Raw genomic sequence first — 26,565 nt, forward strand, 5'->3', positions numbered from 1 at the left:
CCGCCCCGGGGGTCCGCCCGCGCGCTCCCGCCCCGACGCGGGAACGGGTGGCCACGAAGTGGACAGTTCCCCCCTCGGATCGGGCGGCTGGACTAGGCTGCCGGCGATGGACGAGGTGACCCGGATCCCGGTCGGCGGCGAGCGCCCGTACGACGTGCTGGTGGGACGCGACCTGCTCGACACGTTGCCGGGCCTGCTGCCCGACGCGACCCGGGTGGCCGTGCTGCACGCGCCGCCGCTGAGGGAGCTGGCCGACGCGCTCGGCGGTCGGCTGAGCGCCGCCGGCGCCACGCCGCTGCTGGTCGAGGTGCCGGACGCCGAGGCGGGCAAGCGCATCGACGTGGCGGCGACCTGCTGGGACCGGCTGGGCGAGGCCGGCTTCACCCGTACCGACGCGGTGGTGGGCGTCGGCGGCGGCGCGGTGACCGACCTGGCCGGCTTCGTCGCGGCCTGCTGGCTGCGGGGGGTGCGCTGGGTTCCGGTGGCGACCTCGCTGCTGGGCATGGTCGACGCGGCGGTGGGCGGCAAGACGGGGATCAACACCGCCGCCGGCAAGAACCTGGTGGGGGCGTTCCACCCGCCGGTCGGCGTCCTCGCCGACCTGGCGACGCTGGACAGCCTCCCGCCGGCCGACCTGACCGCCGGGCTGGCCGAGGTGGTCAAGTGCGGCTTCATCGCGGACCCGGTGATCCTGGACCTCGTGGAGCGGGACCGGGCGGCGGCCACCGACCCGGCGGGCCCGGTGACCCGCGAGCTGATCGAGCGGGCGATCCGGGTGAAGTCCGACGTGGTCTCGGGCGACCTGCGGGAGTCGGGCGTACGGGAGGTGCTCAACTACGGGCACACCCTGGCCCACGCCATCGAGAAGGCGGAGGGCTACCGCTGGCGGCACGGGCACGCGGTGTCGGTCGGCCTCGTCTACGCCGGTGAGCTGGCCCGGCTCGCCGGCCGGCTGGACGCCGGCACCGCCGAGCGGCATCGGCGCGTGACCGCGGCGCTCGGCCTGCCCACCGGCTATCACGCCGACGCCTGGCCGGAACTGCTCGCCACGATGCGGGTGGACAAGAAGACCCGGGGCAGCCAGCTGCGTTTCGTGGTGCTGGACGGGCTGGCCCGACCCGCGATCCTCGAAGGGCCGGACGACGAGCTGCTGGAGGCGGCCTACCGCGAGGTGGCGGTGCCCGCGTGAGGGTCCACGTGCTCAACGGCCCGAACCTCGGCCGGCTCGGCACCCGGCAGCCGGACGTCTACGGGGCGACCAGCTACGCGGGCCTGGTGGCGCTCTGCGAGTCGACCGGGCGGAAGCTCGGCCTGGACGTGACGGTCCGACAGACCGACGCCGAGCACGAGCTGCTGGGCTGGCTGCACGCCGCCGCCGACGAGGGCGCCGCCGTGGTCCTCAACCCCGCCGCGTGGTCGCACTACTCGTACGCGGTCCGGGACGCCTGCGCCATGCTGCGCGGGCCGCTGGTCGAGGTGCACATCTCCAACATCCACGCCCGCGAGGAGTTCCGGCACCACTCCGTGGTGTCGGCGGTGGCGACCGGGGTGATCTGCGGCCTCGGCGTCGACGGCTACCGCCTGGCCCTGCACCACCTGGCCGCCCTGATCCGCTGACCCCCGGGTTGCCCTTCCTGTCCTGCCCGCCCTGCCCGTCCTGCCCGTCCCGCCCGTCGCGTGCGGGAGCGGCGAGATGAGTGCCGGTGGCGCGCTCTGTGCTCTATCCGCCGTGACGGTGAGTGATGCCTCCCTTCGTTACTGCCGGTTACCGCCTCTGCGGCTCGTGCTCTCTGCCCCTCCGACGCTTTGCTCTGCATCCGAATCCGCACCACGACTCTGAGCTGGGGTTTCTTGTCGGCGGCGAATCGTGGCCGGAGGCGACAAAGTGACCATGTGTAACTGGTGCGTCCGTGGGTGCAGAGCAAAGGGAGCGTGGAGGGCTTCTGCCGGGGAGCGTGGCGACTTACGGAGGGTGAGCGCCGGCGTGCGTTGTCGCCGGCAATCCCGCAAGGTGGCTGGGCCGGCGGCGCGGCGACGGTGGCTGGGCCGGCGGGGGAACTGCGGCGGCGGCGGCGAAGACGGAGGCGGAGGCGGCAGAGGACGGTGGGGGACGGCGGAAAGCGTCGCGAGCGGGCAGCGGAGGGGCGGCGGGAAGCGGCGGACAGCGGCGTTCGACGCAACTAGTAGACTTGCCAGGTCTGTCCGCCAATTGATGATCAAGGCAGGAAATGGCCACCACCAACGACCTGAAGAACGGCCTGGTACTCAACCTCGACGGAGAGCTCTGGGCCGTCGTCGAGTTCCAGCACGTCAAGCCCGGTAAGGGTGGTGCGTTCGTGCGTACCACGCTGAAGAACGTGCTGTCCGGCAAGGTGGTCGACAAGACCTTCAACGCGGGCACCAAGGTCGAGACCGCGACCGTGGACAAGCGCACCATGCAGTACCTCTACGCCGACGGCGAGGACTACGTCTTCATGGATCTGGAGACGTTCGACCAGATCAACGTGCCGGGTGCCACCGTCGGCGACGCGGCGAACTACCTGCTGCCCGAGGCTGAGGCGACCGTGGCCACCCACGAGGGTGTCCCGCTCTACATCGAGCTGCCGACCAGCGTCGTGCTGGAGGTCACCTACACCGAGCCGGGCCTGCAGGGCGACCGGTCGACCGGCGGCAACAAGCCGGCCACCGTCGAGACCGACGCGACGGTCCAGGTGCCGCTCTTCATCACCACCGGCGAGAAGATCAAGGTCGACACCCGCGACGGCCGTTACCTCGGCCGCGCCTGATGGCCGAGGGCCCCAAGCAGCAGATGCCTGCGCGCCGCAAGGCGCGTAAGCGGGCGCTGGACGTGCTCTTCGAGGCCGACCTGCGGGACCGCCCGCCGGTCGAGGTGCTCGCCGGCTACATCGAGCGGATCGAGAAGCCCCGACCCGAGCACCTGGGATACGCGGTGGGCCTCGTCGAGGGCGTCGCCGCCCACCTCGACCGGATCGACGAGGTGATCGCCAGCTACGCCGAGGGGTGGACGCTCGACCGGATGCCGGCGGTCGACCGCAACCTCGCCCGGATCGCGGTCTACGAGCTGCTCTACGTCGACGAGATCGACGACGCGGTGGCCATCAGCGAGGCCGTCGAGCTGGCCCGGCAGATGTCGACCGACGACTCGCCGCGCTTCCTCAACGGCATCCTCGGGCGCATCGCCGAGTACGCCACCCGCTGACGCGGCGCACGTCACACCCGGACGTGCGTCACAGCCGGTGTGCTCAACAGGCAGGACGCGACACGAACGAGAGAGGCCCGTGCCGGACGGCACGGGCCTCTCTCGCGTTCCTGGTCAGCTGGCGAAGAACGCCCGCGGGTCGGCGACCAGCACGCCGTGCTCGGTGAGCCGCTCGATCAGGCCGGACGGCGAGGCGTCGTACACGATCGCGAGGGCGCGCAGGTCGTCGGCGCGGATGGAGAGCACGCGGCCGTTGTAGTCACCGCGCTGCTGCTGGATGGCACGCGCGTACCGGGCGACGTAGGCGAGGTCCTCGGAGGCCTCGTCGTAGAGCCGCTCCAGGTCGAGGACGATCTTGCTGGTGGGCTCGTGGCGAACCCCGCTGCCGTCGGGCAGCAGCTCCGAGACGGGAACGCGGTAGAAGTCGGCCAGCTCGGCCAGGCGCGACACCGTGACGGCGCGGTCGCCGCGCTCGTAGGAGCCGACCACCACCGCCTTCCACCGCCCGTTCGACTTCTCCTCCACCCCCTGCAGGGACAGGCCCTGCTGCTGGCGGATGGAGCGCAGGCGGGCGCCCAGAGACTTGGCGTATTCAGAGGGCATTAAACACTCCCAGTGCTGCTCGGGGTTCTCCCAGGGGTCGCTACGGAGCGTGACGGTACGGGGATTGGTACAACTGGTCAAGTGGTCGTGACCTTACCGTTGGGATCACCGGGGGAGTTGTCCCCATTTCGCCGGGCTGACCAGGGGGTCAGTGGCCGGCGGCGGTCGGTGCGGTGACCACTGGTAACGTGGCGGGAAGCCCCGGTCCGGGCCGCTCGCGTCCCGGTACCGGCATCCGACGTCCTTTAACGACCCGTCCCGTGAGGCGGGGAAGGAGGTCCGCCGTGGCCTACCCACCTGCTGCCCAGTCGTCGCCGCCGCGACAACCCTCGGTGAAGGTGATCCTCGCCAGCGCCGACGTCCAGCGCGTGGTCGACCGCATCGCCCACCAGATCCTGGAGAAGACCCAGGGCGCCGCGGACACGGTGCTGCTGGGCATCCCCACCCGGGGCGCCCCGCTCGCGAAGCGGCTCGCCGCCCGGATCAGCACCTTCGAGGACGTGACCGTCCCGGTCGGCGTGCTCGACATCACCCTCTACCGCGACGACCTGCGCCGGCACGCCACCCGCGCGGTCGGGCCGACCCAGGTGCCGCCCGGCGGCATCGACGGCAAGCGGGTCGTCCTCGTCGACGACGTGCTCTTCTCCGGCCGCACGGTGCGGGCCGCGCTCGACGCGCTCAACGACGTCGGACGGCCGGCGTCCGTCCAGCTCGCCGTCCTGGTCGACCGCGGCCACCGCGAGCTGCCGATCCGCGCCGACTACGTCGGCAAGAACATCCCGACGTCCCTGGCGGAGAGCGTGAAGGTCACCCTCGCGGAGACCGACGGCACCGACGAGGTCAGGTTGTACGGGGGGACCCCCTCATGATCAGGCACCTGCTCTCCGGTGCCGACCTGGACGCCGCCACCGCCACCGAGATCCTGGACACGGCCGCCGAGATGGCCACGGTCGCCGGCCGGGAGGTCAAGAAGCTCCCCGCGCTGCGCGGGCGCACCGTGGTGAACCTCTTCTACGAGGACTCCACCCGCACCCGGATCTCGTTCGAGGCGGCGGCGAAGCGGCTCAGCGCCGACGTGATCAACTTTTCGGCCAAGGGCTCCAGCGTGACCAAGGGCGAGAGCCTGAAGGACACCGCGCTGACCCTCCAGGCGATGGGGGCCGACGCCGTGGTCGTCCGGCATCCCGCCTCCGGCGCCCCGCACCGGCTCGCCGACTGGGTCGACGGCTCGGTGGTCAACGCCGGCGACGGCACCCACGAGCACCCGACCCAGGCGCTGCTCGACGCGTACACGATGCGCTCCCGGCTGGGGCGGCTGGCCGGCCTGTCGGTCGCGGTGGTCGGGGACGTCCTGCACAGCCGGGTGGCCCGCTCGAACGTCCTGCTGCTGTCCACGCTCGGCGCCAAGGTGACCCTGGTCGGGCCGCCGACGCTGATCCCCGTCCACATCGCGCAGGCGCTCGCGCCCGGCACCGACGTCTCCTACGACCTCGACGCGGTGCTGCCGCAGTCGGACGTGGTGATGATGCTGCGGGTGCAGCGCGAGCGGATGAACGCCTCCTACTTCCCGTCCGCCCGCGAGTACGCCCGCCGCTACGGCCTGGACGGCCCGCGGATGCGCCGGCTGCCCGAGCACGCGATCGTCATGCACCCCGGACCGATGAACCGGGGGATGGAGATCACGCCCGAGGTGGCCGACTCGCCCCGCTCCACCATCGTCGAACAGGTCGCCAACGGGGTCTCCGTGCGGATGGCCGTCCTCTACCTGCTGCTCGGGGGGAACAACCGGTGAGCTCGTACCTGATCTCCAACGTCAGTGTCGTCGGCGCCGCGCCGACCGACGTGCTCATCCGCGACGGCGTCGTCGCGGCCGTCGGCGCCGGGCTGGACGCACCGGAGGCGACCGTCGTCGACGGCACCGGGCTGGTCGCCCTGCCCGGCCTCGTCGACCTGCACACCCACCTGCGCGAGCCCGGCCGGGAGGACGCCGAGACCGTCGAGTCCGGGTCCCGGGCGGCGGCGCTCGGTGGCTACACCGCGGTCTGCGCGATGGCCAACACCTCGCCGGTGGCCGACACCGCCGGCGTGGTCGAGCAGGTCTGGCGGCTGGGCCGGGAGGCCGGGCTGGTGGACGTGCAGCCGATCGGGGCGGTCACCGTCGGCCTGGCCGGCGAGCACCTCGCCGAGCTGGGCGCGATGGCCGACTCGGCGGCCCGGGTACGGATCTTCTCCGACGACGGGCACTGCGTCGCCGACCCGAGGCTGATGCGCCGGGCGCTGGAGTACGTGAAGGCGTTCGACGGGATCATCGCCCAGCACGCCGAGGAGCCCCGGCTCACCGAGGGCGCGCAGATGCACGAGGGCGAGGTCTCGACCCGGCTCGGCCTGACCGGCTGGCCGGCGGTCGCCGAGGAGGCGATCATCGCCCGGGACGTGCTGCTCGCCGAGCACGTCGGCAGCCGCCTGCACGTGTGCCACGTCTCCACCGCCGGCAGCGTGGAGGTGCTGCGCCAGGCCAAGGCCCGGGGCGTCCGGGTCACCGCCGAGGTCACCCCGCACCACCTGCTGCTCACCGACGCCCGGGCCGAGACCTACGACCCGGTCTACAAGGTCAACCCGCCGCTGCGCACCGCGGCCGACGTCGCCGCGCTGCGGGCGGCCCTGGTCGAGGGCGTGATCGACATCGTCGCCACCGACCACGCCCCGCACGCGGTGGAGGACAAGGAGTGCGAGTGGGCGTACGCCCGGCCGGGCATGCTCGGCCTGGAGACGGCGCTGTCGATCGCCCTCGACGTGCTCGGCCCGCAGTGGGACCTGATCGCCGAGCGGATGTCGCGCACCCCGGCCCGGATCGCCGGGCTGGAGGGGCACGGCCTCGACCCGGCGCCCGGCGTGCCGGCGAACCTGACCCTGGTCGACCCGGCCGCCCGCCGCACCATCGAGCCGGCGGAGCTGGCCAGCCGTAGCCGCAACACCCCGTACGCCCGCATGACGCTGCCGGGTCGCATCGTGGCGACCTTCCTGCGCGGCGAGCCGACGGTCCTGGACGGAAAGGCTGTTCTATGACGAAGCGGAGGCCCGCGATCCTCGTGCTGGAGGACGGGCGCACGTTCCACGGTGAGGCGTACGGCAGCGTCGGGGAGACCTTCGGCGAGGCGGTCTTCAACACCGGCATGACCGGCTACCAGGAGACGTTGACCGACCCGTCCTACCACCGTCAGGTGGTGGTGCAGACCGCCCCGCACATCGGCAACACCGGCGTGAACGGCGAGGACGACGAGTCGGGCCGCATCTGGGTCGCCGGCTACGTGGTCCGCGACCCGGCCCGGATCGGCTCGAACTGGCGGGCCACCGGCGGGCTGGAGGAGCGGCTGGCCGCCGAGGGCGTCGTCGGCGTCAGCGGCGTGGACACCCGGGCGCTGACCCGGCACCTGCGCGAGCGCGGCGCCATGCGGGTCGGCATCTCCAGCGTCGAGACCGACCCGCGGGCGCTGCTGGCCCGGGTGCGGCAGGCCCCGGAGATGGTCGGCGCGGACCTCTCCGCCGAGGTCACCACCGAGAAGCCGTACGTGGTCCAAGCCGAGGGCGAGCACCGGTTCACCGTCGCCGCGCTGGACCTGGGCATCAAGCGCAACGTCCCGCGCCGGCTCGCCGCCCGCGGGGTCACCACGCACGTGCTCCCGGCCGGCTCCACCATCGACGACCTGCTCGCCACCGGCGCGGACGCGGTCTTCTTCTCGCCCGGCCCGGGCGACCCGGCCACCGCCGACGCGCCGGTGGCCCTGGCGCGGGAGGTGCTCAGCCGCAGGATTCCGCTCTTCGGCATCTGCTTCGGCAGCCAGATCCTCGGCCGGGCGCTGGGCTTCGGCACCTACAAGCTCGGCTACGGCCACCGGGGGATCAACCAGCCGGTGCTCGACCGGGTCACCGGCAAGGTCGAGGTGACCAGCCACAACCACGGCTTCGCCGTCCAGGTGCCGGGCGCCGTGGCCGGGGCGGTCGTCCCCGACCAGGTGATCGAGACCGAGTTCGGTGGCGTCCAGGTGTCACACGTCTGCCTCAATGACAACGTGGTCGAGGGGCTGCGGGCGAAGGACGTGCCCGCCTTCACCGTCCAGTACCACCCGGAGGCGGCGGCCGGCCCGCACGACGCGGACTACCTCTTCGACCGCTTCGCCGAGCTCATCGAGGGCCGGACCCAGAGCGAGGGGCGCACACATGCCTAAGCGGACCGATCTCAAGCACATCCTGGTGATCGGCTCCGGGCCGATCGTGATCGGGCAGGCCTGCGAGTTCGACTACTCCGGCACCCAGGCCTGCCGGGTGCTGCGCAGCGAGGGGATCCGGGTCAGCCTGGTCAACTCGAACCCGGCGACGATCATGACGGACCCCGAGTTCGCCGACGCCACGTACGTCGAGCCGATCACCCCGGAGTTCGTCGAGCTGGTGATCGCCAAGGAGCGCCCCGACGCGATCCTGCCCACCCTCGGCGGGCAGACCGCGCTGAACACCGCCGTCGCCCTGCACGAGGCCGGCGTGCTCGACAAGTACGGCGTGGAGCTGATCGGCGCCAACATCGAGGCGATCAACCGCGGCGAGGACCGGCAGCTGTTCAAGGACATCGTCGCCAAGGCCGGCGTACGCCTGGGGGTCGACGACCCGGCGGGCCTGGTGCCCCGCTCCCGGGTCTGCCACTCGATGGCGGAGGTCGAGGCGACGGTCGCCGAGCTGGGCCTGCCGGTGGTGATCCGGCCGTCGTTCACCATGGGCGGCCTCGGCTCCGGCATGGCGCACACCCCGGAGGACCTGGCCCGCATCGCCGGCGACGGGCTGGCCGCCAGCCCGGTGCACGAGGTGCTCATCGAGGAGAGCGTGCTCGGCTGGAAGGAGTACGAGCTCGAACTGATGCGCGACCGGCACGACAACGTCGTGGTGGTCTGCTCGATCGAGAACGTCGACCCGATGGGCGTGCACACCGGCGACAGCGTCACCGTCGCCCCGGCCATGACGCTCACCGACCGCGAGTACCAGCGGCTGCGCGACCTGGGCATCGCGGTGCTGCGCGAGGTCGGGGTGGACACCGGCGGCTGCAACATCCAGTTCGCCGTCAACCCGGCCGACGGCCGGATCGTGGTGATCGAGATGAACCCGCGGGTGTCCCGGTCGTCGGCGCTGGCCTCGAAGGCCACCGGCTTCCCGATCGCGAAGATCGCCGCGAAGCTGGCCATCGGCTACACCCTCGACGAGATCCCCAACGACATCACCCTGAAGACCCCGGCGGCGTTCGAGCCGACCCTGGACTACGTGGTGGTGAAGATCCCCCGGTTCGCGTTCGAGAAGTTCCCGGGCGCCGACCCGGAGCTGACCACCACCATGAAGTCCGTCGGCGAGGCGATGAGCCTGGGCCGAAACTTCAGCGAGGCGCTGAACAAGGCGATGCGGTCGCTGGAGACGAAGGCGGGCGGGTTCTGGACGCTGCCCGACCCGGCCGGCGCGACGAAGGAGAACACCCTCGACGCGCTGCGGATGCCGCACGACGGCCGGCTCTACACCGTCGAGCGGGCGCTGCGCCTCGGCGCGTCGATCGCCGAGGTCACCGCCGCGTCCGGCGGGATCGACCCCTGGTTCCTGGACCAGATCGCCGCCCTCGTCGAGCTGCGCGCGGAGATCGTGGACGCCCCGGTGCTCGACGCCGAGCTGCTGCGCCGCGCCAAGCGGGCCGGCCTGTCGGACCGGCAGCTGGCCGCGCTGCGCCCGGAGCTGGCCGCCGAGGACGGCGTACGGACGCTGCGGCACCGCCTCGACGTCCGCCCGGTCTACAAGACGGTGGACACCTGCGCCGCCGAGTTCGAGGCGACCACGCCCTACCACTACTCGACGTACGACCAGGAGACGGAGGTCGTGCCGTCGGCCCGGCCGAAGGTGATGATCCTGGGTTCCGGGCCGAACCGGATCGGCCAGGGCATCGAGTTCGACTACTCGTGCGTGCACGCGGTGCAGGCGCTGCGGAGCGCGCCGGTCGGCACTGCCGCCCCGGCGGGTTCCGCCTCCGGCGCCGCGGGTGCCGGTTTCGAGACCGTGATGGTCAACTGCAACCCGGAGACCGTCTCCACCGACTACGACACCGCCGACCGGCTCTACTTCGAGCCGCTCACCTTCGAGGACGTGCTGGAGGTCTGGCACGCCGAGGACTCCTCCGGCAGGGCGGCCGGCGGGCCGGGCGTGGTCGGGGTGATCGTCCAGCTCGGCGGGCAGACCCCGCTGGGCCTGGCGCAGCGGCTGAAGGACGCGGGCGTGCCGGTCGTCGGCACCTCGCCGGAGTCGATCCACCTGGCCGAGGAGCGGGGCGCGTTCGGGGCGGTGCTGGCCCGGGCCGGGCTGCGCGCGCCGGCGCACGGCATGGCCACCTCGTACGACGAGGCGAAGGCGATCGCCGACGAGATCGGCTACCCGGTGCTGGTCCGACCGTCGTACGTGCTGGGCGGGCGGGGCATGGAGATCGTCTACGACGACGCCACGCTGCGTGACTACATCGGGCGGGCCACCGAGATCTCGCCGGACCACCCGGTGCTGGTCGACCGCTTCCTCGACGACGCCATCGAGATCGACGTGGACGCGCTCTGCGACGCCGACGGGGAGGTCTACCTCGGCGGGGTCATGGAGCACATCGAGGAGGCCGGCATCCACTCCGGCGACTCGTCCTGCGCGCTGCCGCCGATCACCCTGGCGGGCTCGCACGTGGCCCAGGTGCGCCGCTACACCGAGGCGATCGCCCGGGGCGTCGGCGTGCGGGGCCTGCTCAACGTGCAGTACGCGCTGAAGGACGACGTGCTCTACGTGCTGGAGGCGAACCCGCGCGCGTCCCGGACGGTGCCGTTCGTCTCCAAGGCGACGGCGGTGCCGCTGGCGAAGGCGGCGGCCCGGATCGCGCTGGGCGCCACCATCGCCGAGCTGCGCGCCGAGGGGCTGCTCCCGGCGACCGGGGACGGCGGTTCGCTGCCGGCCGGCGCCCCGATCGCGGTCAAGGAGGCGGTGCTGCCGTTCAAGCGGTTCCGCACCCCCACCGGCAAGGGCGTGGACTCGCTGCTCGGCCCGGAGATGAAGTCCACGGGCGAGGTGATGGGCATCGACACCGCCTTCGGGCACGCCTTCGCCAAGTCGCAGTCGGCCGCGTACGGCTCGCTGCCGACCGCCGGGAAGATCTTCGTCTCGGTCGCCAACAGGGACAAGCGCGGCATGATCTTCCCGATCAAGCGCCTGGCCGACCTGGGGTTCGAGATCGTCGCCACCACCGGCACGGCGGAGGTGCTGCGCCGGCACGGCATCGCCTGCGAGCAGATCCGCAAGCACTACGAGTCCGGCGGGGGCGAGGACGCGGTGTCGCTGATCCTCGGCGGCGACGTGGCGCTGGTGATCAACACTCCGCAGGGCTCGGGCGCGAGCGCCCGCTCGGACGGCTACGAGATCCGCAGCGCCGCCGTCACGGCGGACATCCCGTGCATCACCACGGTGCCGGGCGCGGCGGCGGCGGTGATGGGCATCGAGGCGCGGATCCGGGGCGACATGCAGGTCCGCCCGCTCCAGGAGCTGCACGCCGCCCTCCGGTCCGCCGAATGACCCCCCACCCGCACCCCTGCCCGTACGCGTTGATCATGAAGTTGTTGCCGGCCGGCACGGCGTGTCGCGGCGATAACTTCATGATCAACGGGGGTGGTCGGTCGTGATGTTCGAGCGGGTGGTTCGGCCGGGGTTGTTCCGGATCGGCGGCGGGGACGCCGAGGCGGCGCACGAGTGGACGTTGCGGCGGCTGGCGGGGTTGTCCCGCCGGCCGGCGGCGCTGGGGGTGTTGCGGGCCCGGTATGCCGTGCGGGCGCCGCGGAGGGTGTTCGGCGTCGAGTTTCCCAACCCCGTGGGGTTGGCCGCCGGGATGGACAAGGACGGCGCGGCCCTGCCGGCCTGGCCGGCGCTCGGCTTCGGCTTCGTCGAGGTCGGCACGGTCACCGCGCACCCACAGCCGGGTAATCCCCGGCCCCGGCTGTTCCGGCTGCCCGGCAGCGAGGCCGTGGTGAACCGGATGGGCTTCAACAACGCCGGCGCCGAGGCCCTCGCGGCCCGGCTCGCGGCGCTGCCGCGCCCGATCGGCGTGCCGCTGGGCATCTCGCTCGGCAAGTCCAAGGTGACCCCGCTGGACGAGGCGGTGGCGGACTACCAGGCGTCCTACCGGGCGCTGCGCGGGCACGGCGACTACTTCGCGGTCAACGTCTCCTCGCCGAACACCCCGGGGCTGCGCTCGCTGCAGGACCGGGCGCACCTGGACGCCATCCTGGCGGCGCTGGTGGGGGAGAAGCCAGTGCTGGTGAAGATCGCCCCGGACCTCACCGAGCCGGCGATCGCCGAGCTGCTGGAGGTCTGCCTGGCCCGGGGCGCGGCCGGGGTGATCGCCACGAACACCACCCTGGCCCGCGACGGACTCGCCCCGGCGGACCGGGCGCGCGGCGCGGAGACCGGCGGCCTGTCGGGTCGCCCGCTCGCCGACCGCGCCCGCGAGGTGGTCGCCTTCGTGCACCGGGAGGCCGGCGGGCGGCTGCCGGTGATCGGCGTCGGGGGCATCGTGGACCCGGACGCGGCGGCCCGGATGTTCGACGCCGGCGCCGCCCTGGTGCAGCTCTACACCGGCTTCATCTATCGCGGCCCGGCCCTGGTCCGCGCCGCCGCCCGCGCCACGGGGACGGGCGGGTGACCCCCGAGGAGGTCCTGGCCGCCGACCGGGCGCACGTGTGGCACCCGTACGCGGCCCTGCCGCCGGCGAACGCGCCCTACGTGGTGGAGAGCGCGGCGGGCGTACGGCTGCGGCTGGCCGACGGCCGGGAGCTGGTCGACGGGATGTCGTCGTGGTGGGCGGCGATCCACGGCTACCGGCACCCCGTGCTCGACGCGGCCGTGACCGACCAGCTCGGCCGGATGAGCCACGTGATGTTCGGCGGGCTCACCCACGAGCCCGCGGTCCGCCTGGCGGCCACCCTGGTCGAGCTGGCCCCGGACGGGCTGGAGCACGTCTTCCTGGCCGACTCCGGCTCGGTCGGCGTCGAGGTCGCGATCAAGATGTGCCTGCAGTACCAGCGGGCCGCCGGCCGGCCGGAGCGCCGCCGGCTGGGCACCTGGCGGGGCGGCTACCACGGCGACACGTTCCACCCGATGAGCGTCTGCGACCCCGAGGGCGGCATGCACCACCTGTGGGGCGACGTGCTGCCCCGGCAGGTCTTCGCCCCCGTGCCGCCCGGCGGCTTCGACACCCCGCCCGAGCCGGCCTACGAGGCGGCCCTGGTGGAGGCGGTCGAGCGGCACGCCCACGAGCTGGCCGCCGTCGTCGTGGAGCCGGTGGTCCAGGGCGCCGGCGGGATGCGCTTCCACCACCCGCACTACCTGCGGGTGCTGCGCGAGGTGACCCGGGCGCACGGCGTGCTGCTGATCTTCGACGAGATCGCCACCGGCTTCGGCCGCACGGGCACGATGTTCGCCGCCGGGCACGCCGGGGTGGTGCCCGACGTGATGTGCGTGGGCAAGGCGCTCACCGGCGGGTACCTGACGCTGGCCGCCACGCTCTGCACGGCGGAGGTCGCCCGGGGCATCTCCGCCGGCGGGGTGCTGGCGCACGGCCCGACGTTCATGGGCAACCCGCTGGCCTGTGCGGTCGCCAACGCCTCCCTCGGCCTGCTGCGGGCCGGCGACTGGGCGGGGCGGGTGGCGAGGGTGCAGGCGGGGCTGCGGGCCGGCCTGGAGCCGTTGCGCGGCGCGCCGGGGGTGGCCGACGTGCGGGTGCTCGGCGCGATCGGCGTGGTCCAGCTGGACCACGAGGTGGACCTGCCCGCCGCCACCGCCGCGGCGGTCGCCGAGGGGGTCTGGCTGCGGCCGTTCCGCGACCTGGTCTACACCATGCCGCCGTACGTCACCGACGACGCCGACCTGGCCCGGATCGCCGCCGGGGTCGCCGCCGCGGTGCGGGCCGGCTGAGCCGCCGGTCACGGTCCGGCGGGAGTACGCGGGCGCACGCGCCGCCCGCGACAGGAGCGTGCCCCGGCGGCGGACGCCCCGGGTGCCGAGGAGAGGGAGAGAACCGGATGGAGAGCTTCGGCGCCCGCCTGCACCGGGCGGTCAGCGAGCGGGGTCCGCTCTGCGTCGGCATCGACCCGCACCCGGGGCTGCTGGCCCGCTGGGGGCTCGACGACGACGTCCGGGGGCTTGACCGGTTCGCCCGGACGGTCACGGAGGCCCTCGGTGACCGGGTCGCGGTGATCAAGCCACAGTCGGCCTTTTTCGAGCGGTTCGGCTCGAAAGGTGTCGCGATTCTTGAGTCAACTATCCGACAGTTACGCGATGCCGGCTCGCTCGTTCTGCTGGACGTCAAGCGCGGCGACATCGGCTCGACCGTCGCCGCGTACGCCTCGGCGTACCTCGATCCATCCAGCCCGGTCCATGTGGACGCGGTGACGGCGAGCCCGTACCTCGGTGTCGGCGCGCTCGCGCCGATGTTCGAACTGGCCGCCGAGCACGGCGGTGGGGTCTTCGTGCTGGCGCTCACCTCCAACCCCGAGGGCGCCGCCGTGCAGCGCGCGCGCACCGCCGACGGACGCACCGTCGCGCAGACCGTCATCGACGAGATTTCCCAGCTCAACGCGGGTGCACAGCCGCTCGGCAGCGTCGGGCTGGTGGTCGGCGCGACCATCGGCGACACCGGTCACGACCTGTCCGCCGTGAACGGTCCGCTGCTCGCTCCGGGCCTCGGGGCGCAGGGCGCCACGGCGGCCGATCTGCGCGTCGTCTTCGGCTCCGCCCTGCCCGCGGTGCTGCCCTCGTACTCCCGCGAGGTGCTGGGCGCCGGCCCGGATCCGGACGCGCTGCGGGCCGCCGCCGACCGCGCCCTGACCGGCTGCCGGGCCGCCCTCGCCGCTGGTGACTGACTGACGGCTCGGTCACCTTTGTGAAGATCATCGCGCGTCCACGTTGCCGAATGCGCCGTCGACCGCTAGTTTTCCCCGCGCTGGGAACCACGGACCCCTTGGTTCACAGCGACACCACGTTTCACAGATGCGGCGGTGCGTCCCGCCCGTCGCGATAGGGACCTGAGGAGAACTGGTGCCGCTCCCGTCACTGACCCCCGAACAGCGCGCTGCCGCGCTGGAGAAGGCCGCGGAGATCCGCAAGGCCCGTGCTGAGCTGAAGGAGCAGCTCAAGCAGGGCAAGACCACCCTCGGAGCCGTCCTCGAGCGTGCCGAGTCCGACGATGTCGTCGGCAAGCTCAAGGTCTCCGCCGTGCTGCAGGCGATGCCGGGTATCGGCAAGATCCGGGCCACCCAGATCATGGAGAAGCTCAAGATCGCCGACAGCCGTCGCCTGCGTGGCCTCGGCGAGCAGCAGCGCAAGGCACTGCTTGGGGAGTTCGCCGCCAACTGAGGCTGGCTGCGTGTAGAAACAAGCAGTGAGCACGGATGACGAGGCGCGCCCGGCGGCTCGGCTCACTGTCCTGGCGGGGCCTTCGGGCTCCGGCACGGAGAGTGTCGTCGAGCGCGTCCGGGCGCGTTCTCCGTCCGTGTGGGTTCCGGTGCCGGCCACCACGCGATCCCGCCGGGAGGGCGAGCTGGACGGCGTCGACCGGCTCTTCCTGACCCCCGCCGGGTTTGACCGGATGGTCGCCGCCGGGGAGCTGCTGGAGTGGAGCCGGGCCGGGCCGTACCGGCGCGGCACCCCCCTCGAACCGCTGCGCGCCCGGCTCGCCGCCGGGCAGCCGGTGCTGATCGGCCTCGACCTGGCCGGCGCGCTGCTGGTCCGGGCGGTGCTGCCCGACGCCCGGCTGGTGCTGCTGCACCCGCCGGGGAGCCTCCCCAAGCAGGCCACGCCGGCCGCCTTCGAACACACCCTCGCGCACGACCTCACCGGGCGGGTCGTCGACGAGCTGGTAGGCTTGTCCGGTTCTTCTTTCCTGGCTCCGGCGCCACCGCACATGCGCGGTTGACCGCCAGCACCGCCGAGCGCGGTGCGATAGACGCAGAGGTTAATTCGTGGGATCCATCGCAAACCCCGAAGGCATCACCAACCCGCCGATCGACGAGCTCCTCGAGAAGACGACCTCGAAGTACGCGCTGGTGATCTTCGCCGCCAAGCGCGCGCGCCAGGTCAACGCCTACTACAGCCAGCTCGGTGAGGGTCTGCTGGAATACGTCGGCCCGCTGGTCGAGACCACGCCGCAGGAGAAGCCCCTCTCCATCGCCATGCGCGAGATCAACGCGGGCCTGCTCACCGCCGAGCCGACCGACCAGCCGTAATCCGCCCCGCGTCGATGTCCCCCCGGATCGTCCTCGGGGTCGGCGGTGGCATCGCCGCCTACAAGGCGTGCGAGCTGCTGCGGCTCTTCACCGAGTCGGGCCACCAGGTCCGGGTCGTGCCGACCGCGTCGGCGTTGCGCTTCGTCGGGGCCCCGACCTGGGCGGCGCTCTCCGGCCAGCCCGTCGCCGACGACGTCTGGTCGGACGTGCACGAGGTGCCGCACGTCCGGCTCGGTCAGCAGGCCGACCTGGTGGTGGTCGCGCCGGCCACCGCCGACCTGCTGGCCAAGGCCGCCCACGGCCTCGCCGACGACCTGCTCACCAACACGCTGCTGACCGCCCGCTGCCCGGTCGTGCTGGCTCCGGCCATGCACACCGAGATGTGGGAGCACCCGGCCACCGTCGCCAACGTCGCGACGCTGCGCTCCCGGGGCGTGCGCGTCGTCGAGCCCGCCGTCGGCCGGCTCACCGGCGCCGACACCGGCAAGGGCCGGCTGCCTGACCCGGCGGAGATCTTCGCGGTCGCCCGCCGGGCCCTCGCGCGGGGCGTCGGGGCCCCCGCCGACCTCGCCGGGCGGCACGTGGTGGTGACCGCCGGCGGCACCCGCGAGCCCCTCGACCCGGTCCGCTTCCTGGGCAACCGCTCCTCGGGCAAGCAGGGCTACGCCTTCGCCCGCTGCGCCGTGGCCCGGGGCGCCCGGGTCACCCTGATCTCGGCCAACGTCTCGCTGCCCGACCCCGCCGGCGTCGACCTGGTCCGCGTCGGCACCACCGGCGAGCTGCGCGACGCCACGCTCGCGGCGGCGGCCGACGCCGACGCGGTGGTGATGGCGGCGGCTCCGGCCGATTTCCGCCCCGCGACCTACGCGCCTGGCAAAATCAAGAAGTCGGACGACGGCAGCGCGCCCACCATCGAGCTCGTCACCAACCCGGACATCGCGGCCGAGCTGGGCCGGCGCCGTCGACCGGAGCAGGTGCTGGTGGTGTTCGCCGCGGAGACGGGCGACGCCGAGGCCAACGGCCGGGCCAAGCTCGCCCGCAAGCGGGCGGACCTCGTCGTGATCAACGAGGTCGGGTCCGACAAGGTCTTCGGCGCCGAGACCAACGCGGCGACGGTCATCGGCGCGGACGGTTCGGTCAGCCGGATGCCCGAGCGGTCCAAGGAGGACCTCGCCGACGGCGTCTGGGATCTCGTGGTGGCCCGGTTGCCCGGCCGTTCCTGACGGCTGGAAACGGGCACGACCGAAGAGGCCAGGCGCTGACGCGGATGACTACACTGCCGCGGAACGACTTCCACAATTTAGGAGTGCCGTGACACGCCGCCTCTTCACTTCCGAATCGGTCACGGAAGGCCACCCGGACAAGATCGCCGACCAGATCAGCGACGGCATCCTCGACGCCCTGCTCGCCGAGGACCCCCGCAGCCGCGTCGCCGTGGAGACCCTGATCACCACTGGTCAGGTGCACATCGCGGGCGAGGTGACCACCAAGGCGTACGCCGACATCCCGACCATCGTCCGCCGGACCATCCTCGACATCGGCTACGACTCGTCGAAGAAGGGCTTCGACGGCGCCTCGTGCGGCGTCAGCGTCTCCATCGGCGCCCAGTCCGAGGACATCGCGCAGGGCGTCGACAACGCCTTCGAGCTGCGTACCGGGGCGTCGGAGAGCGCGCTGGACGCCCAGGGCGCCGGCGACCAGGGCATGATGTTCGGCTTCGCCTGCTCCGAGACGCCGGAGCTGATGCCGCTGCCGATCGCGCTGGCGCACCGGCTGGCCCGGCGGCTCTCCCAGGTCCGCAAGGACGGCACGATCCCGTACCTGCGTCCCGACGGCAAGACCCAGGTCACGATCGAGTACGAGGGGCTGCGCCCCGTCCGGCTCAACACGGTGGTCGTCTCCAGCCAGCACGCCGCGGACATCTCGCTGGACTCGCTGCTCACCCCCGACGTGCGCGAGCACGTCATCGCCCCGGAGCTGGAGAGCCTCGGGCTGGACACCGAGGGCTACCGGCTGCTGGTCAACCCGACCGGCCGGTTCGAGATCGGCGGGCCGATGGGCGACGCCGGCCTGACCGGCCGCAAGATCATCGTCGACACCTACGGCGGCTACGCCCGGCACGGCGGCGGCGCGTTCTCCGGCAAGGACCCGTCGAAGGTGGACCGCTCGGCGGCGTACGCGACGCGCTGGGTGGCCAAGAACGTGGTCGCCGCCGGCCTGGCCGAGCGGTGCGAGGTCCAGGTCGCGTACGCGATCGGCAAGGCCCACCCGGTCAGCCTCTTCGTCGAGACGTTCGGCACCGAGACCGTGCCGGTCGCCTCGATCGAGAAGGCCGTCTCCGAGGTCTTCGACCTGCGCCCGGCCGCCATCATCCGGGACCTGAACCTGCTCCGCCCGATCTACCAGCAGACCGCCGCCTACGGCCACTTCGGCCGGGAGCTGCCGGACCTGACCTGGGAGAGCACCGACCGGGCCGCCGACCTCAAGTCGGCCGCGGGAGCCTGACCGGCACCAGGCGCAGCGACCGGCGACCCGCGGACGGGTCGCCGGTCGCTCGTGTCTGCGTCGACGTCCCCCTGGCCCACCTGGACCGCCCGTTCGACTACCTCGTCCCGGCCGAGCTGGACGCCGACGCCGTCCCCGGCGTACGCGTGAAGGTCCGCTTCGCGGGGCAGCTCGTCGACGGCTGGCTGCTGGAGCGGGCCGACGACTCGGGGCACACCGGCCGGCTGGCGTACCTGGAGAAGGTCGTCTCGCCCGAGCCGGTGCTCGCGCCGGAGGTCGCCCGGCTGGCCCGGGTGGTCGCGGACCGCTACGCCGGCAACCTCGCCGACGTGCTCCGCCTCGCCGTCCCGCCCCGGCACGCCCGGGTGGAGAAGGACGTCCGCGCCCGCACCGCCGCCCCCGACGAGAACCCCGTCGCCCCCGAAGAGGGCCCCGCCGTCCCCGAAGAGAACCCCGCCGCCCTCGGCGAGGGCCCCGCTGCGCCGGCCGGGCCCGACGCCTGGCGGGACTACCCGGCCGGGCCGGCCCTGCTCCGGGCGCTCGCCGACGGCCGGGCCGCCCGGGCGGTCTGGTCGGCGCTGCCGGGGGAGGACTGGCCCGCCCGGTACGCCGAAGCCGTCGCCGCCACCGTGGCCGGCGGCCGGGGCGCGGTGGTGGTCGTCGCCGACAACCGCGACCTGGACCGTCTCGACGCCGCCCTGCACGCCGCCCTGGGCCCGGGGCGGCACGTCTGCCTCTCCGCCGCGCTCGGTCCCGCCCGGCGCTACCGGGCGTTCCTCGCCGCCCGGCGCGGCGACGTGGCGGTGGTGGTCGGCACCAGGGCCGCGATGTTCGCCCCGGTCGCCCGCCTCGGGCTGGTGGCGATCTGGGACGACGGCGACGACCTGCACGCCGAGCCCCGGGCCCCCTATCCGCACGCCCGGGAGGTGCTGCTCACCCGCGCCCAGCTCGGCGACGCCGCGGCCGTGGTGGGTGGCTACACCCGCACCGCCGAGGCGCAGCTCCTGGTGGAGACCGGATGGGCCCGCGAGGTGGTGGCCGACCGGGCGACCCTCCGGGCCCGGATGCCGGCGATCGCGCCGACCGGCGACGACCCGCAGCTGGCCCGGGACCCCGGGGCGGCCACCGCCCGGCTGCCCAGCCTGGCCTGGACCACCGCCCGGGACTCGCTCCGGGCGGACCTGCCGGTGCTGGTCCAGGTGCCCCGCCGCGGCTACCTGCCGTCGGTGGCCTGCGCCGAGTGCCGCACCCCCGCCCGGTGCCCGCACTGCGCCGGCCCGCTCGCGTTGCCCTCCGCCGAGGGCATCCCGGCCTGCCGCTGGTGCGGGCGGGTCGCCGCCGCGTACGCCTGCCCGGAGTGCGGCGGGCGGCGGCTGCGCGCCTCCGTCACCGGCGCCCGGCGCACCGCCGAGGAACTGGGCCGGGCCTTCCCCGGTGTGCCGGTGCGGACCTCCGGGCGGGAGGAGGTGCTGGCCACGGTCCCGGGCGGCGCCGGCCTGGTCATCGCCACCCCCGGCGCCGAGCCGGTCGCCGACGGCGGCTTCGGGGCGGTGCTGCTGCTCGACTCGTGGGCCCTGCTCACGCGGGCCGACCTGCGGGCGGGGGAGGAGGCGCTGCGCCGCTGGCTGGCGGCCGCCGCGCTGGCCCGTCCCGCCGCCGCCGGCGGCCGCGTGGTGGTGGTCGCCGACGGGGCCCTCGCCCCCGTACAGGCGCTGCTGCGCTGGGACGCCGGCTGGTTCGCCGCCCGGGAGCTGGCCGAACGGCGGGAGCTGGGCTTCCCTCCGGCGGTGCGGATGGCCAGCGTGACCGGCCTGCCGGCTGCGGTGGCCGATTTGCTGGCCGAGGCCCGGCTGCCGGCGGAGGCGGAGCTGCTCGGGCCGGTGCCGGCCGACGGGGAGCGCGAGCGGATGCTGGTCCGGGTCCCCCGGGCCCGGGCCGGCGCGCTGGCCGGCGCGCTGCACTCGGCGGCGGGGGTGCGCACCGCCCGCAAGGCCGCCGAGCCGGTCCGTCTCCAGGTCGACCCGCTGGCCCTCTTCTGACCGGCGGCCCGGGCGATCCAGCGCCGCTCCCACCGCCCGACCTGGCCCGTCGTCGCACGCCGTGTCCGACGGTGTGTCGACACGCGGGTGATAGCATCGCCCGTCATGCCCGGGCGTACGACGGCTCCAGGTCGCGGCGCGGCGCCACCCGCGCCGAGCCGGGGTCGTCGCAGGATCGCGCGACGATGGCGGGAGCGCGTCGGTTCGGCGCGGTGTCGATGATTCCAAACAGCCGGTGATCAGGGGTGGACCAGTCGTGACCGTTCGTCAGTCGATCGTCTTCAATGGTGACCTCGGCAGCGGCAAGAGCACCGTCTCCGTGGTGATCGCCGAGCGGCTCGGCCTGCGCCGGGTCAGCGTCGGTGACCTCTACCGCCAGATGGCGCAGGAGCGGCAGATGACCGCGCTCCAGCTCAACCTGCACGCGGAGCTGGACCAGGCCGTCGACGGCTACGTCGACCAGCTCCAGCGGGACATCGCGGCCTCGGGCGAGCGGCTCGTCATGGACTCCCGGCTGGCCTGGCACTTCTTCACCGACGCGCTCAAGGTGCACATGATCACCGAGCCGGGCGAGGCGGCCCGGCGGGTGCTCGCCCGCCCCTCCGGCCCGGCCGAGAGCTACGCCTCCATGGAGGAGGCCAAGGCCAAGCTGCGCGAGCGCAGCGAGAGCGAGCGGGGCCGGTTCATCATCCGCTACGGGGTGGACAAGGCCCGGCTGCGCAACTACGACCTGATCTGCGACACCACCCGCGCCTCGGCCTCCGAGGTCATCGAGCACATCATCGACGCGTACGAGGGCCGGCTGGGCGCGGACGTGCTGCGCGACGCGCCGCCGCTGCTGCTGCTCGACCCGGCCCGCGTCTACCCGACCGAGGACATCGCCCGCCTGCGCGACCTGTGGGACTCGGAGTTCGTCGGCGAGGTGGCCGCCGCCGGCGACGAGGCGCTGGAGCCCCTGCGGATCGGCTACACCGGCGAGTACTTCTTCGTCGTCGACGGGCACCGCCGCCTTAGCGCCGCCCTCCAGAACGGCTTCCGCCTGGTGCCGGCCCAGCTCGTCGCCGAGGTGGACGAGCCGGTGGTCGGCGGGATGAGCGCGGTGGACTACTTCGCCGCCCAGGCCCGGCCCGGCCTGATCCACGACTGGGAGGCCGCCCACTCCATCGAGCTGCCGTTGCCCGAGCACGCCCTGCTCGGCGGCGACGCCGTCCTGGCCGGGGAGCCGGGCACCGGCGTCTGAGCCGCTTCCTGCGGCCACGGGCGCCTTCCGGTGACCATCGACACGTGACGGGCCGCGTCGCTTCGCGGTACGCCGGCCGGGGCGGCCGACGGCACTCCGTAGACTGGTACGGCACAAGTCCGCCCGCCGAAGGAGCCATGCCGAGTGACCGTCCAGCCCATCCGTCTGTTCGGGGATCCGGTGCTGCGCACGCCGGCCGATCCGGTGGTCGACTTCGACGTCGAGCTGCGCAAGCTCGTCGCCGACCTGACCGACACGATGCGTGAGCAGAACGGCGCCGGCCTCGCCGCGCCGCAGCTCGGTGTGGGCCTGCGGGTGTTCACCTTCGACGTCGACGACGTGGTCGGCCACCTGGTCAACCCGGTGCTGGAGTTTCCCGACGCCGAGGAGCAGGACGGCCCCGAGGGCTGCCTGTCCATTCCCGGCCTCTACTTCGACACCAAGCGCCGGCAGAACGTGATCGCCAAGGGCTTCAACGGCTACGGCGACCCGATGCAGATCGTCGGGACCGGTCTGATGGCCCGCTGCGTGCAGCACGAGACCGACCACCTCGACGGGGTGCTCTTCGTGGACCGGCTGGACCCGGCCGGGCGCAAGGAGGCGATGAAGGCGATCCGCCAGGCGGAGTGGTACGACCCGACCACCCCGCCGACGGTCAAGCTCAACCCGCACGCCTCGGGCAGCCCTTTCGGCCTGGGTCGGTGAGCCGGTGCGCGTGATCTTCGCCGGCACGCCGGCCGTCGCCGTTCCCGCCCTGGCGGCCGTGGCCGCCTCCCGCCACGAGCTCGTCGCCGTGGTCACCCGGCCGGACGCCCCCGCCGGGCGCGGTCGCGGGCTGGCCCGCTCCCCGGTGGGGGCGTGGGCCGACGAGCACGGGATCGAGGTGCTCACCCCGGCCCGGCCGCGTGAGCCGGAGTTCCAGGACCGGCTGCGCGAGCTGGCCCCCGACTGCGTCCCCGTGGTCGCCTACGGCGCGCTGGTGCCGCCGGCCGCCCTGGAGATCCCCCGCCACGGCTGGATCAACCTGCACTTCTCGCTGCTGCCCGCCTGGCGCGGGGCCGCACCCGTGCAGCACGCCGTGCTGCACGGCGACGAGCTGACCGGGGCGAGCGTGTTCCAGCTGGAAGAGGGGCTGGACACCGGTCCGGTCTACGGCACGCTGACCGACGAGGTCCGTCCGGCCGACACGTCCGGCGACCTGCTGGAGCGGTTGGCCCACTCCGGCGCCGGCCTGCTGGTGGCCGTCCTCGACGCGATCGACGACGGCACGGCGCGGGCCGAGCCGCAGCCCGCCGACGGGGTGTCGCTGGCGCCGAAGCTGACCGTGGAGGACGCCCGGGTGCGCTGGTCCGATCCCGCCTTCGCGGTGGACCGGCGGATCCGGGCCTGCACTCCGGCGCCCGGCCCGTGGACGACGTTCCGGGGCGAGCGCGTCAAGCTGGGCCCGGTCACCCCGGTGCCCGACGGTCCGGAGTTGAAGCCGGGCGAGCTTTTGGTGGAGAAGTCCCGGGTGCTGGCCGGCACGGCCACCACCCCGGTGCGGCTCGGCGAGGTCCGGGCGGCGGGCAAGCGGGCGATGCCGGCGACCGACTGGGCGCGGGGCGTCCGGGTCGCCGCGGGGGAGGAAGTCGCGTGACGGGCACTTCGGAACGGCCCTCGGGCGACCGCTTCTCCGGCGAACGGCGCGGCGAGCGGCCGGCGCGGGGCGGCCAGTGGGGTGCCCGGTCCGGCGGTGACCGTCGCGACGGCGGCCGGCGTCCCCCGGTCCGCCCGGCGGTGGACCTGCCCCGCCAGGTGGCCTACGAGGCGGTCGCGGCGGTGCACCGGGACGACGCGTACGCCAACCTGGTGCTCCCGTCGCTCCTGCGCGACGCGGGGCTGGTCGGCCGGGACGCCGCCTTCGCCACCGAGCTGACCTACGGCACGCTGCGCCACCTCGGCACCCTCGACGCGATCCTCGGCGACGCCGCCGGGCGGGACGTGCAGCGCATCGACCCGCCGGTGCGCGACGCGCTGCGGCTCGGGGCGTACCAGCTCCTGCACACGCGGGTGCCGGCGCACGCCGCCGTCTCCTCGACCGTCGACCTGGTCAAGTCGGTGGGGGCCGGCGCGACGGGCTTCGCCAACGCGGTGCTGCGCGAGGTGGCCGGCCGCGACGCCGACGCCTGGGTGGCCAAGCTGGCCCCGTCGGCGGAGACCGACCCGATCGGGCACCTGGCCCTGGCGTACAGCCATCCGCAGTGGATCGTGCGGGCCTTCGCCGAGGCGCTCGGCGGCGACCTGGGCGAGACCACCCGGCTGCTCATCGAGGACAACGAGCGCCCGCCGGTGCACCTGTGCGCCCGGCCCGGGCTGGCCGATCCGGCGGAGCTGGCCGACGAGGCCGGCGGCGCACCGGGGGCCTTCTCCCCGTACGCGGTCTATCTCTCCGGTGGGGCGCCCGGCGACCTGCCGGCGCTCGCGCAGGGGCGTGCCCACGTGCAGGACGAGGGCTCCCAGCTGGTGGCCGACGCCCTGGCGGTGGCCCCGCTCGACGGCCCGGACGGGCGCTGGCTGGACCTGTGCGCCGGCCCGGGTGGCAAGTCCGGCCTGCTCGGCGCCCTCGCCGCCCAGCGGGACGCGCGGCTGACCGCGGTCGAGGTCTCGGAGCACCGGGCCCGGCTGGTCGAGCAGGCCACCCGGGGCCTGCCCGTGAGCGTGCTGCACACCGACGGCCGCACCGTCGGCGCGGACCCCAAGTTGCCGGAGGCGCACTTCGACCGGGTGCTCGTCGACGCGCCCTGCACGGGGCTGGGGTCGCTGCGCCGCCGCCCGGAGTCGCGCTGGCGGCGCCAGCCCTCGGACCTGCCGCCGCTGACCCGGTTGCAGCGTGAGCTGCTCGCCGCGGCGCTGCGCGCCGTCCGGCCGGGCGGGCTGGTCGCCTACGTCACGTGCTCCCCGCACACCGTGGAGACGCACGTGACGGTGACCGAGGCGGCCCGCCGCTCCGGCGTGCCGGTCGACTTCGTCGACGCCCGACCGCTGCTGCCGGCGGGCATGCCGGGCCTCGGCGACGGGCCGACGGTGCAGCTGTGGCCGCACCGGCACGGCACCGACGCGATGTTCCTCGCGATGCTCCGCCGCACCTGAGCGGGGCGCACCGGACAAACCGGTCCGCCCCGACCGGGGCGGACCGGCGACGCCCGGGGCCGTCGTGCGCACGGCGCGCCGGCGGCCGGGACCGCCGTCCCTCCACTGTCTCCCCAAACGCGCTCCGAGGTGGCATCATGTCGTCACCTATCGAGGAGCGTCCATGAAACGAAGAGTCCTGACCGTCGGTGCCGCACTCGCCGTCTTCGCCGCCGCCGCGGTCGCACCGGCCGTCGGGCCGGCGGCGGCGGCCCCGTCCGTCGGCGTGCTCGCGCCCGCCGCGCAGGCACTGGCCGCACCGGACATCGCGGTGGCCAACGTCCAGGCCCACCTCACGCAGTTCCAGACCATCGCCACCCAGAACGGCGGCAACCGGCGGGCCGGGTCCGCCGGCTACACGGCCTCCGTCGCGTACGTCAAGACGAAGCTCCAGGCCGCCGGTTACACGGTCACCGAGCAGGTCTGCACCGACTGCACGTACCGGTCGAACAACCTGATCGCCGAGTGGCCGGGCGGCCCCGCCGACCAGGTCGTCATGTTCGGCTCGCACCTCGACGGCGTGTCCGCCGGCCCGGGCATCAACGACAACGCCACCGGCTCGTCGGCGCTGCTGGAGAACGCGCTGGTGCTGGCCCGGCAGAACCCGACGATGACCAAGCGGGTCCGGTTCGCCTGGTGGACCGACGAGGAGCAGGGCCTCAACGGCTCCGACTTCTACGTCCGCTCGCTGAGCGCCACCCAGCGGGGCTACATCAAGGGCTACTACAACTTCGACATGATCGGCTCCGTCAACGGCGGCTACTTCATCAACCGGATCACCTCCGCCACGGCCGCCCCGCTGAAGGCGTACTGGGACTCGCTGAACATCCAGCCCGAGGAGAACGTCGAGGGCCAGGGCCGCTCCGACGACTACCCGTTCGCGCAGGCCGGCATCCAGACCTCCGGGTACGCCGCGGGGGCCAGCGCCCGGAAGACCTCGGCGCAGGCCGCCAAGTGGGGCGGCACGTCCGGCGCGGCGTACGACCCGTGCTACCACCGGTCGTGCGACACCACCTCGAACGTCAGCGCCACGGTGCTCAACCGCAGCGCCGACGGGATCGCGTACGCCATCTGGCAGCTCGCCGTGGGCTCGGCGACCAACGACTTCTCCGTCGCGGTGAGCCCGACGTCGGGCTCGGTGCAGCGGGGCGCGTCGACCACGGCGACGGTCTCCACGGCCACCACCGCCGGCACGGCCCAGACGGTCGGCCTGTCGGCGACCGGCCTGCCGGCGGGCGTCACCGCCTCGTTCAGCCCGTCGTCGGTCACCTCCGGCGGCTCCGCCACCCTGACGCTCAGCGCGTCGGCCTCGGCGACGCTGGGCACCTACACCGTCACGGTCACCGGGGCGGGCGTCTCGTCGAGCGGCAGCAGCGACAGGATCCCGGCGGGCGTGCCGCCGTCGGCGAGGTCGCGCAGCCGGGCGGCGAGCGCCGCGCGGTCCGTGCGGTCGGCGTCCAGCGCCAGCGG

The 26,565-nt window shown here is 73.9% G+C and carries 24 protein-coding genes; 23 read left to right on the plus strand and 1 reads right to left on the minus strand.

The window, feature by feature from the left end:
- Positions 1-106 precede the first annotated feature (106 nt).
- The 4 genes from aroB to nusB all read left to right on the plus strand — a co-directional run bounded on the left by aroB (position 107) and on the right by nusB (position 3,220).
- Positions 107-1,189: a 3-dehydroquinate synthase gene (gene aroB, locus RM555_RS27470; RefSeq protein ID WP_311414444.1), complete on the plus strand. Its 1,083-nt coding sequence runs from the start codon at positions 107-109 to the stop codon at positions 1,187-1,189.
- Complete coding sequence (aroQ, locus tag RM555_RS27475) at positions 1,186-1,617, plus strand: type II 3-dehydroquinate dehydratase (RefSeq protein ID WP_311414445.1); 432 nt, start codon at positions 1,186-1,188, stop codon at positions 1,615-1,617. The genes aroB and aroQ overlap by 4 nt, the downstream gene beginning before the upstream one ends.
- A gap of 611 nt (positions 1,618-2,228) precedes the next feature.
- The gene (gene efp / locus RM555_RS27480; RefSeq protein ID WP_132240163.1) at positions 2,229-2,786 is read left to right on the plus strand and encodes an elongation factor P; all 558 of its coding nucleotides are present in this window, start codon (positions 2,229-2,231) and stop codon (positions 2,784-2,786) included.
- A gap of 23 nt (positions 2,787-2,809) precedes the next feature.
- Positions 2,810-3,220 carry a transcription antitermination factor NusB gene (nusB, locus tag RM555_RS27485; protein WP_207914624.1) on the plus strand — a complete coding sequence of 137 codons (411 nt, stop codon included), beginning with the start codon at positions 2,810-2,812 and terminating at the stop codon, positions 3,218-3,220.
- Positions 3,221-3,334: 114 nt separating this feature from the next.
- Here nusB and bldD read toward each other — a convergent pair whose 3' ends face one another.
- A complete protein-coding gene (bldD, locus tag RM555_RS27490) occupies positions 3,335-3,823 on the minus strand; it encodes a transcriptional regulator BldD (protein WP_013285505.1) in 489 nt (162 codons plus the stop codon).
- Positions 3,824-4,107: 284 nt separating this feature from the next.
- Here bldD and pyrR point away from each other — a divergent pair, with 284 nt between their 5' ends.
- The 19 genes from pyrR to RM555_RS27585 form a co-directional block, all read left to right on the plus strand.
- A complete protein-coding gene (gene pyrR, locus RM555_RS27495; protein ID WP_311414446.1) occupies positions 4,108-4,692 on the plus strand; it encodes a bifunctional pyr operon transcriptional regulator/uracil phosphoribosyltransferase PyrR in 585 nt (194 codons plus the stop codon).
- Positions 4,689-5,615, plus strand: a complete 927-nt coding sequence (locus RM555_RS27500; RefSeq protein WP_121395245.1) for an aspartate carbamoyltransferase catalytic subunit — start codon at positions 4,689-4,691, stop codon at positions 5,613-5,615. Before pyrR ends, RM555_RS27500 begins: the two co-directional genes overlap by 4 nt.
- On the plus strand, positions 5,612-6,889 hold the full coding sequence (locus tag RM555_RS27505; RefSeq protein WP_311414447.1) for a dihydroorotase: 1,278 nt from the start codon (positions 5,612-5,614) through the stop codon (positions 6,887-6,889). Before RM555_RS27500 ends, RM555_RS27505 begins: the two co-directional genes overlap by 4 nt.
- The gene (gene carA, locus RM555_RS27510; RefSeq protein ID WP_311414448.1) at positions 6,886-8,049 is read left to right on the plus strand and encodes a glutamine-hydrolyzing carbamoyl-phosphate synthase small subunit; all 1,164 of its coding nucleotides are present in this window, start codon (positions 6,886-6,888) and stop codon (positions 8,047-8,049) included. Before RM555_RS27505 ends, carA begins: the two co-directional genes overlap by 4 nt.
- Positions 8,042-11,440 carry a carbamoyl-phosphate synthase large subunit gene (gene carB, locus RM555_RS27515; RefSeq protein WP_311414449.1) on the plus strand — a complete coding sequence of 1,133 codons (3,399 nt, stop codon included), beginning with the start codon at positions 8,042-8,044 and terminating at the stop codon, positions 11,438-11,440. The genes carA and carB overlap by 8 nt, the downstream gene beginning before the upstream one ends.
- A 103-nt stretch (positions 11,441-11,543) precedes the next feature.
- Positions 11,544-12,563 (plus strand): quinone-dependent dihydroorotate dehydrogenase, encoded by a 1,020-nt coding sequence (locus RM555_RS27520; RefSeq protein ID WP_151457096.1) that lies wholly within the window; start codon positions 11,544-11,546, stop codon positions 12,561-12,563.
- Positions 12,560-13,834: an adenosylmethionine--8-amino-7-oxononanoate transaminase gene (locus RM555_RS27525; protein ID WP_311414450.1), complete on the plus strand. Its 1,275-nt coding sequence runs from the start codon at positions 12,560-12,562 to the stop codon at positions 13,832-13,834. The genes RM555_RS27520 and RM555_RS27525 overlap by 4 nt, the downstream gene beginning before the upstream one ends.
- Before the next feature lie 107 nt (positions 13,835-13,941).
- Positions 13,942-14,781, plus strand: a complete 840-nt coding sequence (pyrF, locus tag RM555_RS27530; protein ID WP_311414451.1) for an orotidine-5'-phosphate decarboxylase — start codon at positions 13,942-13,944, stop codon at positions 14,779-14,781.
- Positions 14,782-14,956: 175 nt separating this feature from the next.
- The gene (mihF, locus tag RM555_RS27535; protein WP_007458370.1) at positions 14,957-15,274 is read left to right on the plus strand and encodes an integration host factor, actinobacterial type; all 318 of its coding nucleotides are present in this window, start codon (positions 14,957-14,959) and stop codon (positions 15,272-15,274) included.
- A gap of 25 nt (positions 15,275-15,299) precedes the next feature.
- On the plus strand, positions 15,300-15,833 hold the full coding sequence (locus tag RM555_RS27540) for a nucleoside/nucleotide kinase family protein (protein WP_311414452.1): 534 nt from the start codon (positions 15,300-15,302) through the stop codon (positions 15,831-15,833).
- 46 nt (positions 15,834-15,879) lie between these two features.
- Entirely contained in the window at positions 15,880-16,143 is a 264-nt protein-coding gene (gene rpoZ / locus RM555_RS27545) for a DNA-directed RNA polymerase subunit omega (RefSeq protein WP_007075826.1), read from the plus strand.
- 14 nt (positions 16,144-16,157) lie between these two features.
- Positions 16,158-17,366 (plus strand): bifunctional phosphopantothenoylcysteine decarboxylase/phosphopantothenate--cysteine ligase CoaBC, encoded by a 1,209-nt coding sequence (gene coaBC / locus RM555_RS27550; protein WP_311414453.1) that lies wholly within the window; start codon positions 16,158-16,160, stop codon positions 17,364-17,366.
- Between the two features lie 88 nt (positions 17,367-17,454).
- Positions 17,455-18,648 (plus strand): methionine adenosyltransferase, encoded by a 1,194-nt coding sequence (gene metK / locus RM555_RS27555; protein ID WP_091632919.1) that lies wholly within the window; start codon positions 17,455-17,457, stop codon positions 18,646-18,648.
- Positions 18,645-20,687 carry a primosomal protein N' gene (locus RM555_RS27560; protein ID WP_311414460.1) on the plus strand — a complete coding sequence of 681 codons (2,043 nt, stop codon included), beginning with the start codon at positions 18,645-18,647 and terminating at the stop codon, positions 20,685-20,687. Before metK ends, RM555_RS27560 begins: the two co-directional genes overlap by 4 nt.
- Positions 20,688-20,943: 256 nt before the next feature.
- On the plus strand, positions 20,944-21,927 hold the full coding sequence (locus tag RM555_RS27565; RefSeq protein WP_311414454.1) for an AAA family ATPase: 984 nt from the start codon (positions 20,944-20,946) through the stop codon (positions 21,925-21,927).
- A gap of 144 nt (positions 21,928-22,071) precedes the next feature.
- Positions 22,072-22,632: a peptide deformylase gene (def, locus tag RM555_RS27570; protein WP_132240175.1), complete on the plus strand. Its 561-nt coding sequence runs from the start codon at positions 22,072-22,074 to the stop codon at positions 22,630-22,632.
- A 4-nt stretch (positions 22,633-22,636) separates the two neighbouring features.
- Positions 22,637-23,563, plus strand: coding sequence for a methionyl-tRNA formyltransferase (gene fmt, locus RM555_RS27575; RefSeq protein ID WP_311414455.1), 927 nt, complete (start codon positions 22,637-22,639; stop codon positions 23,561-23,563).
- Positions 23,518-25,056 carry an RsmB/NOP family class I SAM-dependent RNA methyltransferase gene (locus RM555_RS27580; protein ID WP_311414461.1) on the plus strand — a complete coding sequence of 513 codons (1,539 nt, stop codon included), beginning with the start codon at positions 23,518-23,520 and terminating at the stop codon, positions 25,054-25,056. The genes fmt and RM555_RS27580 overlap by 46 nt, the downstream gene beginning before the upstream one ends.
- Before the next feature lie 163 nt (positions 25,057-25,219).
- Positions 25,220-26,565 (plus strand): M28 family peptidase (locus RM555_RS27585; RefSeq protein WP_311414456.1); only part of this gene is annotated, 1,346 nt, incomplete at its 3' end.

The sequence above is a fragment of the Micromonospora reichwaldensis genome (assembly GCF_031845925.1).
Taxonomy (GTDB): Bacteria; Actinomycetota; Actinomycetes; order Mycobacteriales; family Micromonosporaceae; genus Micromonospora; species Micromonospora reichwaldensis.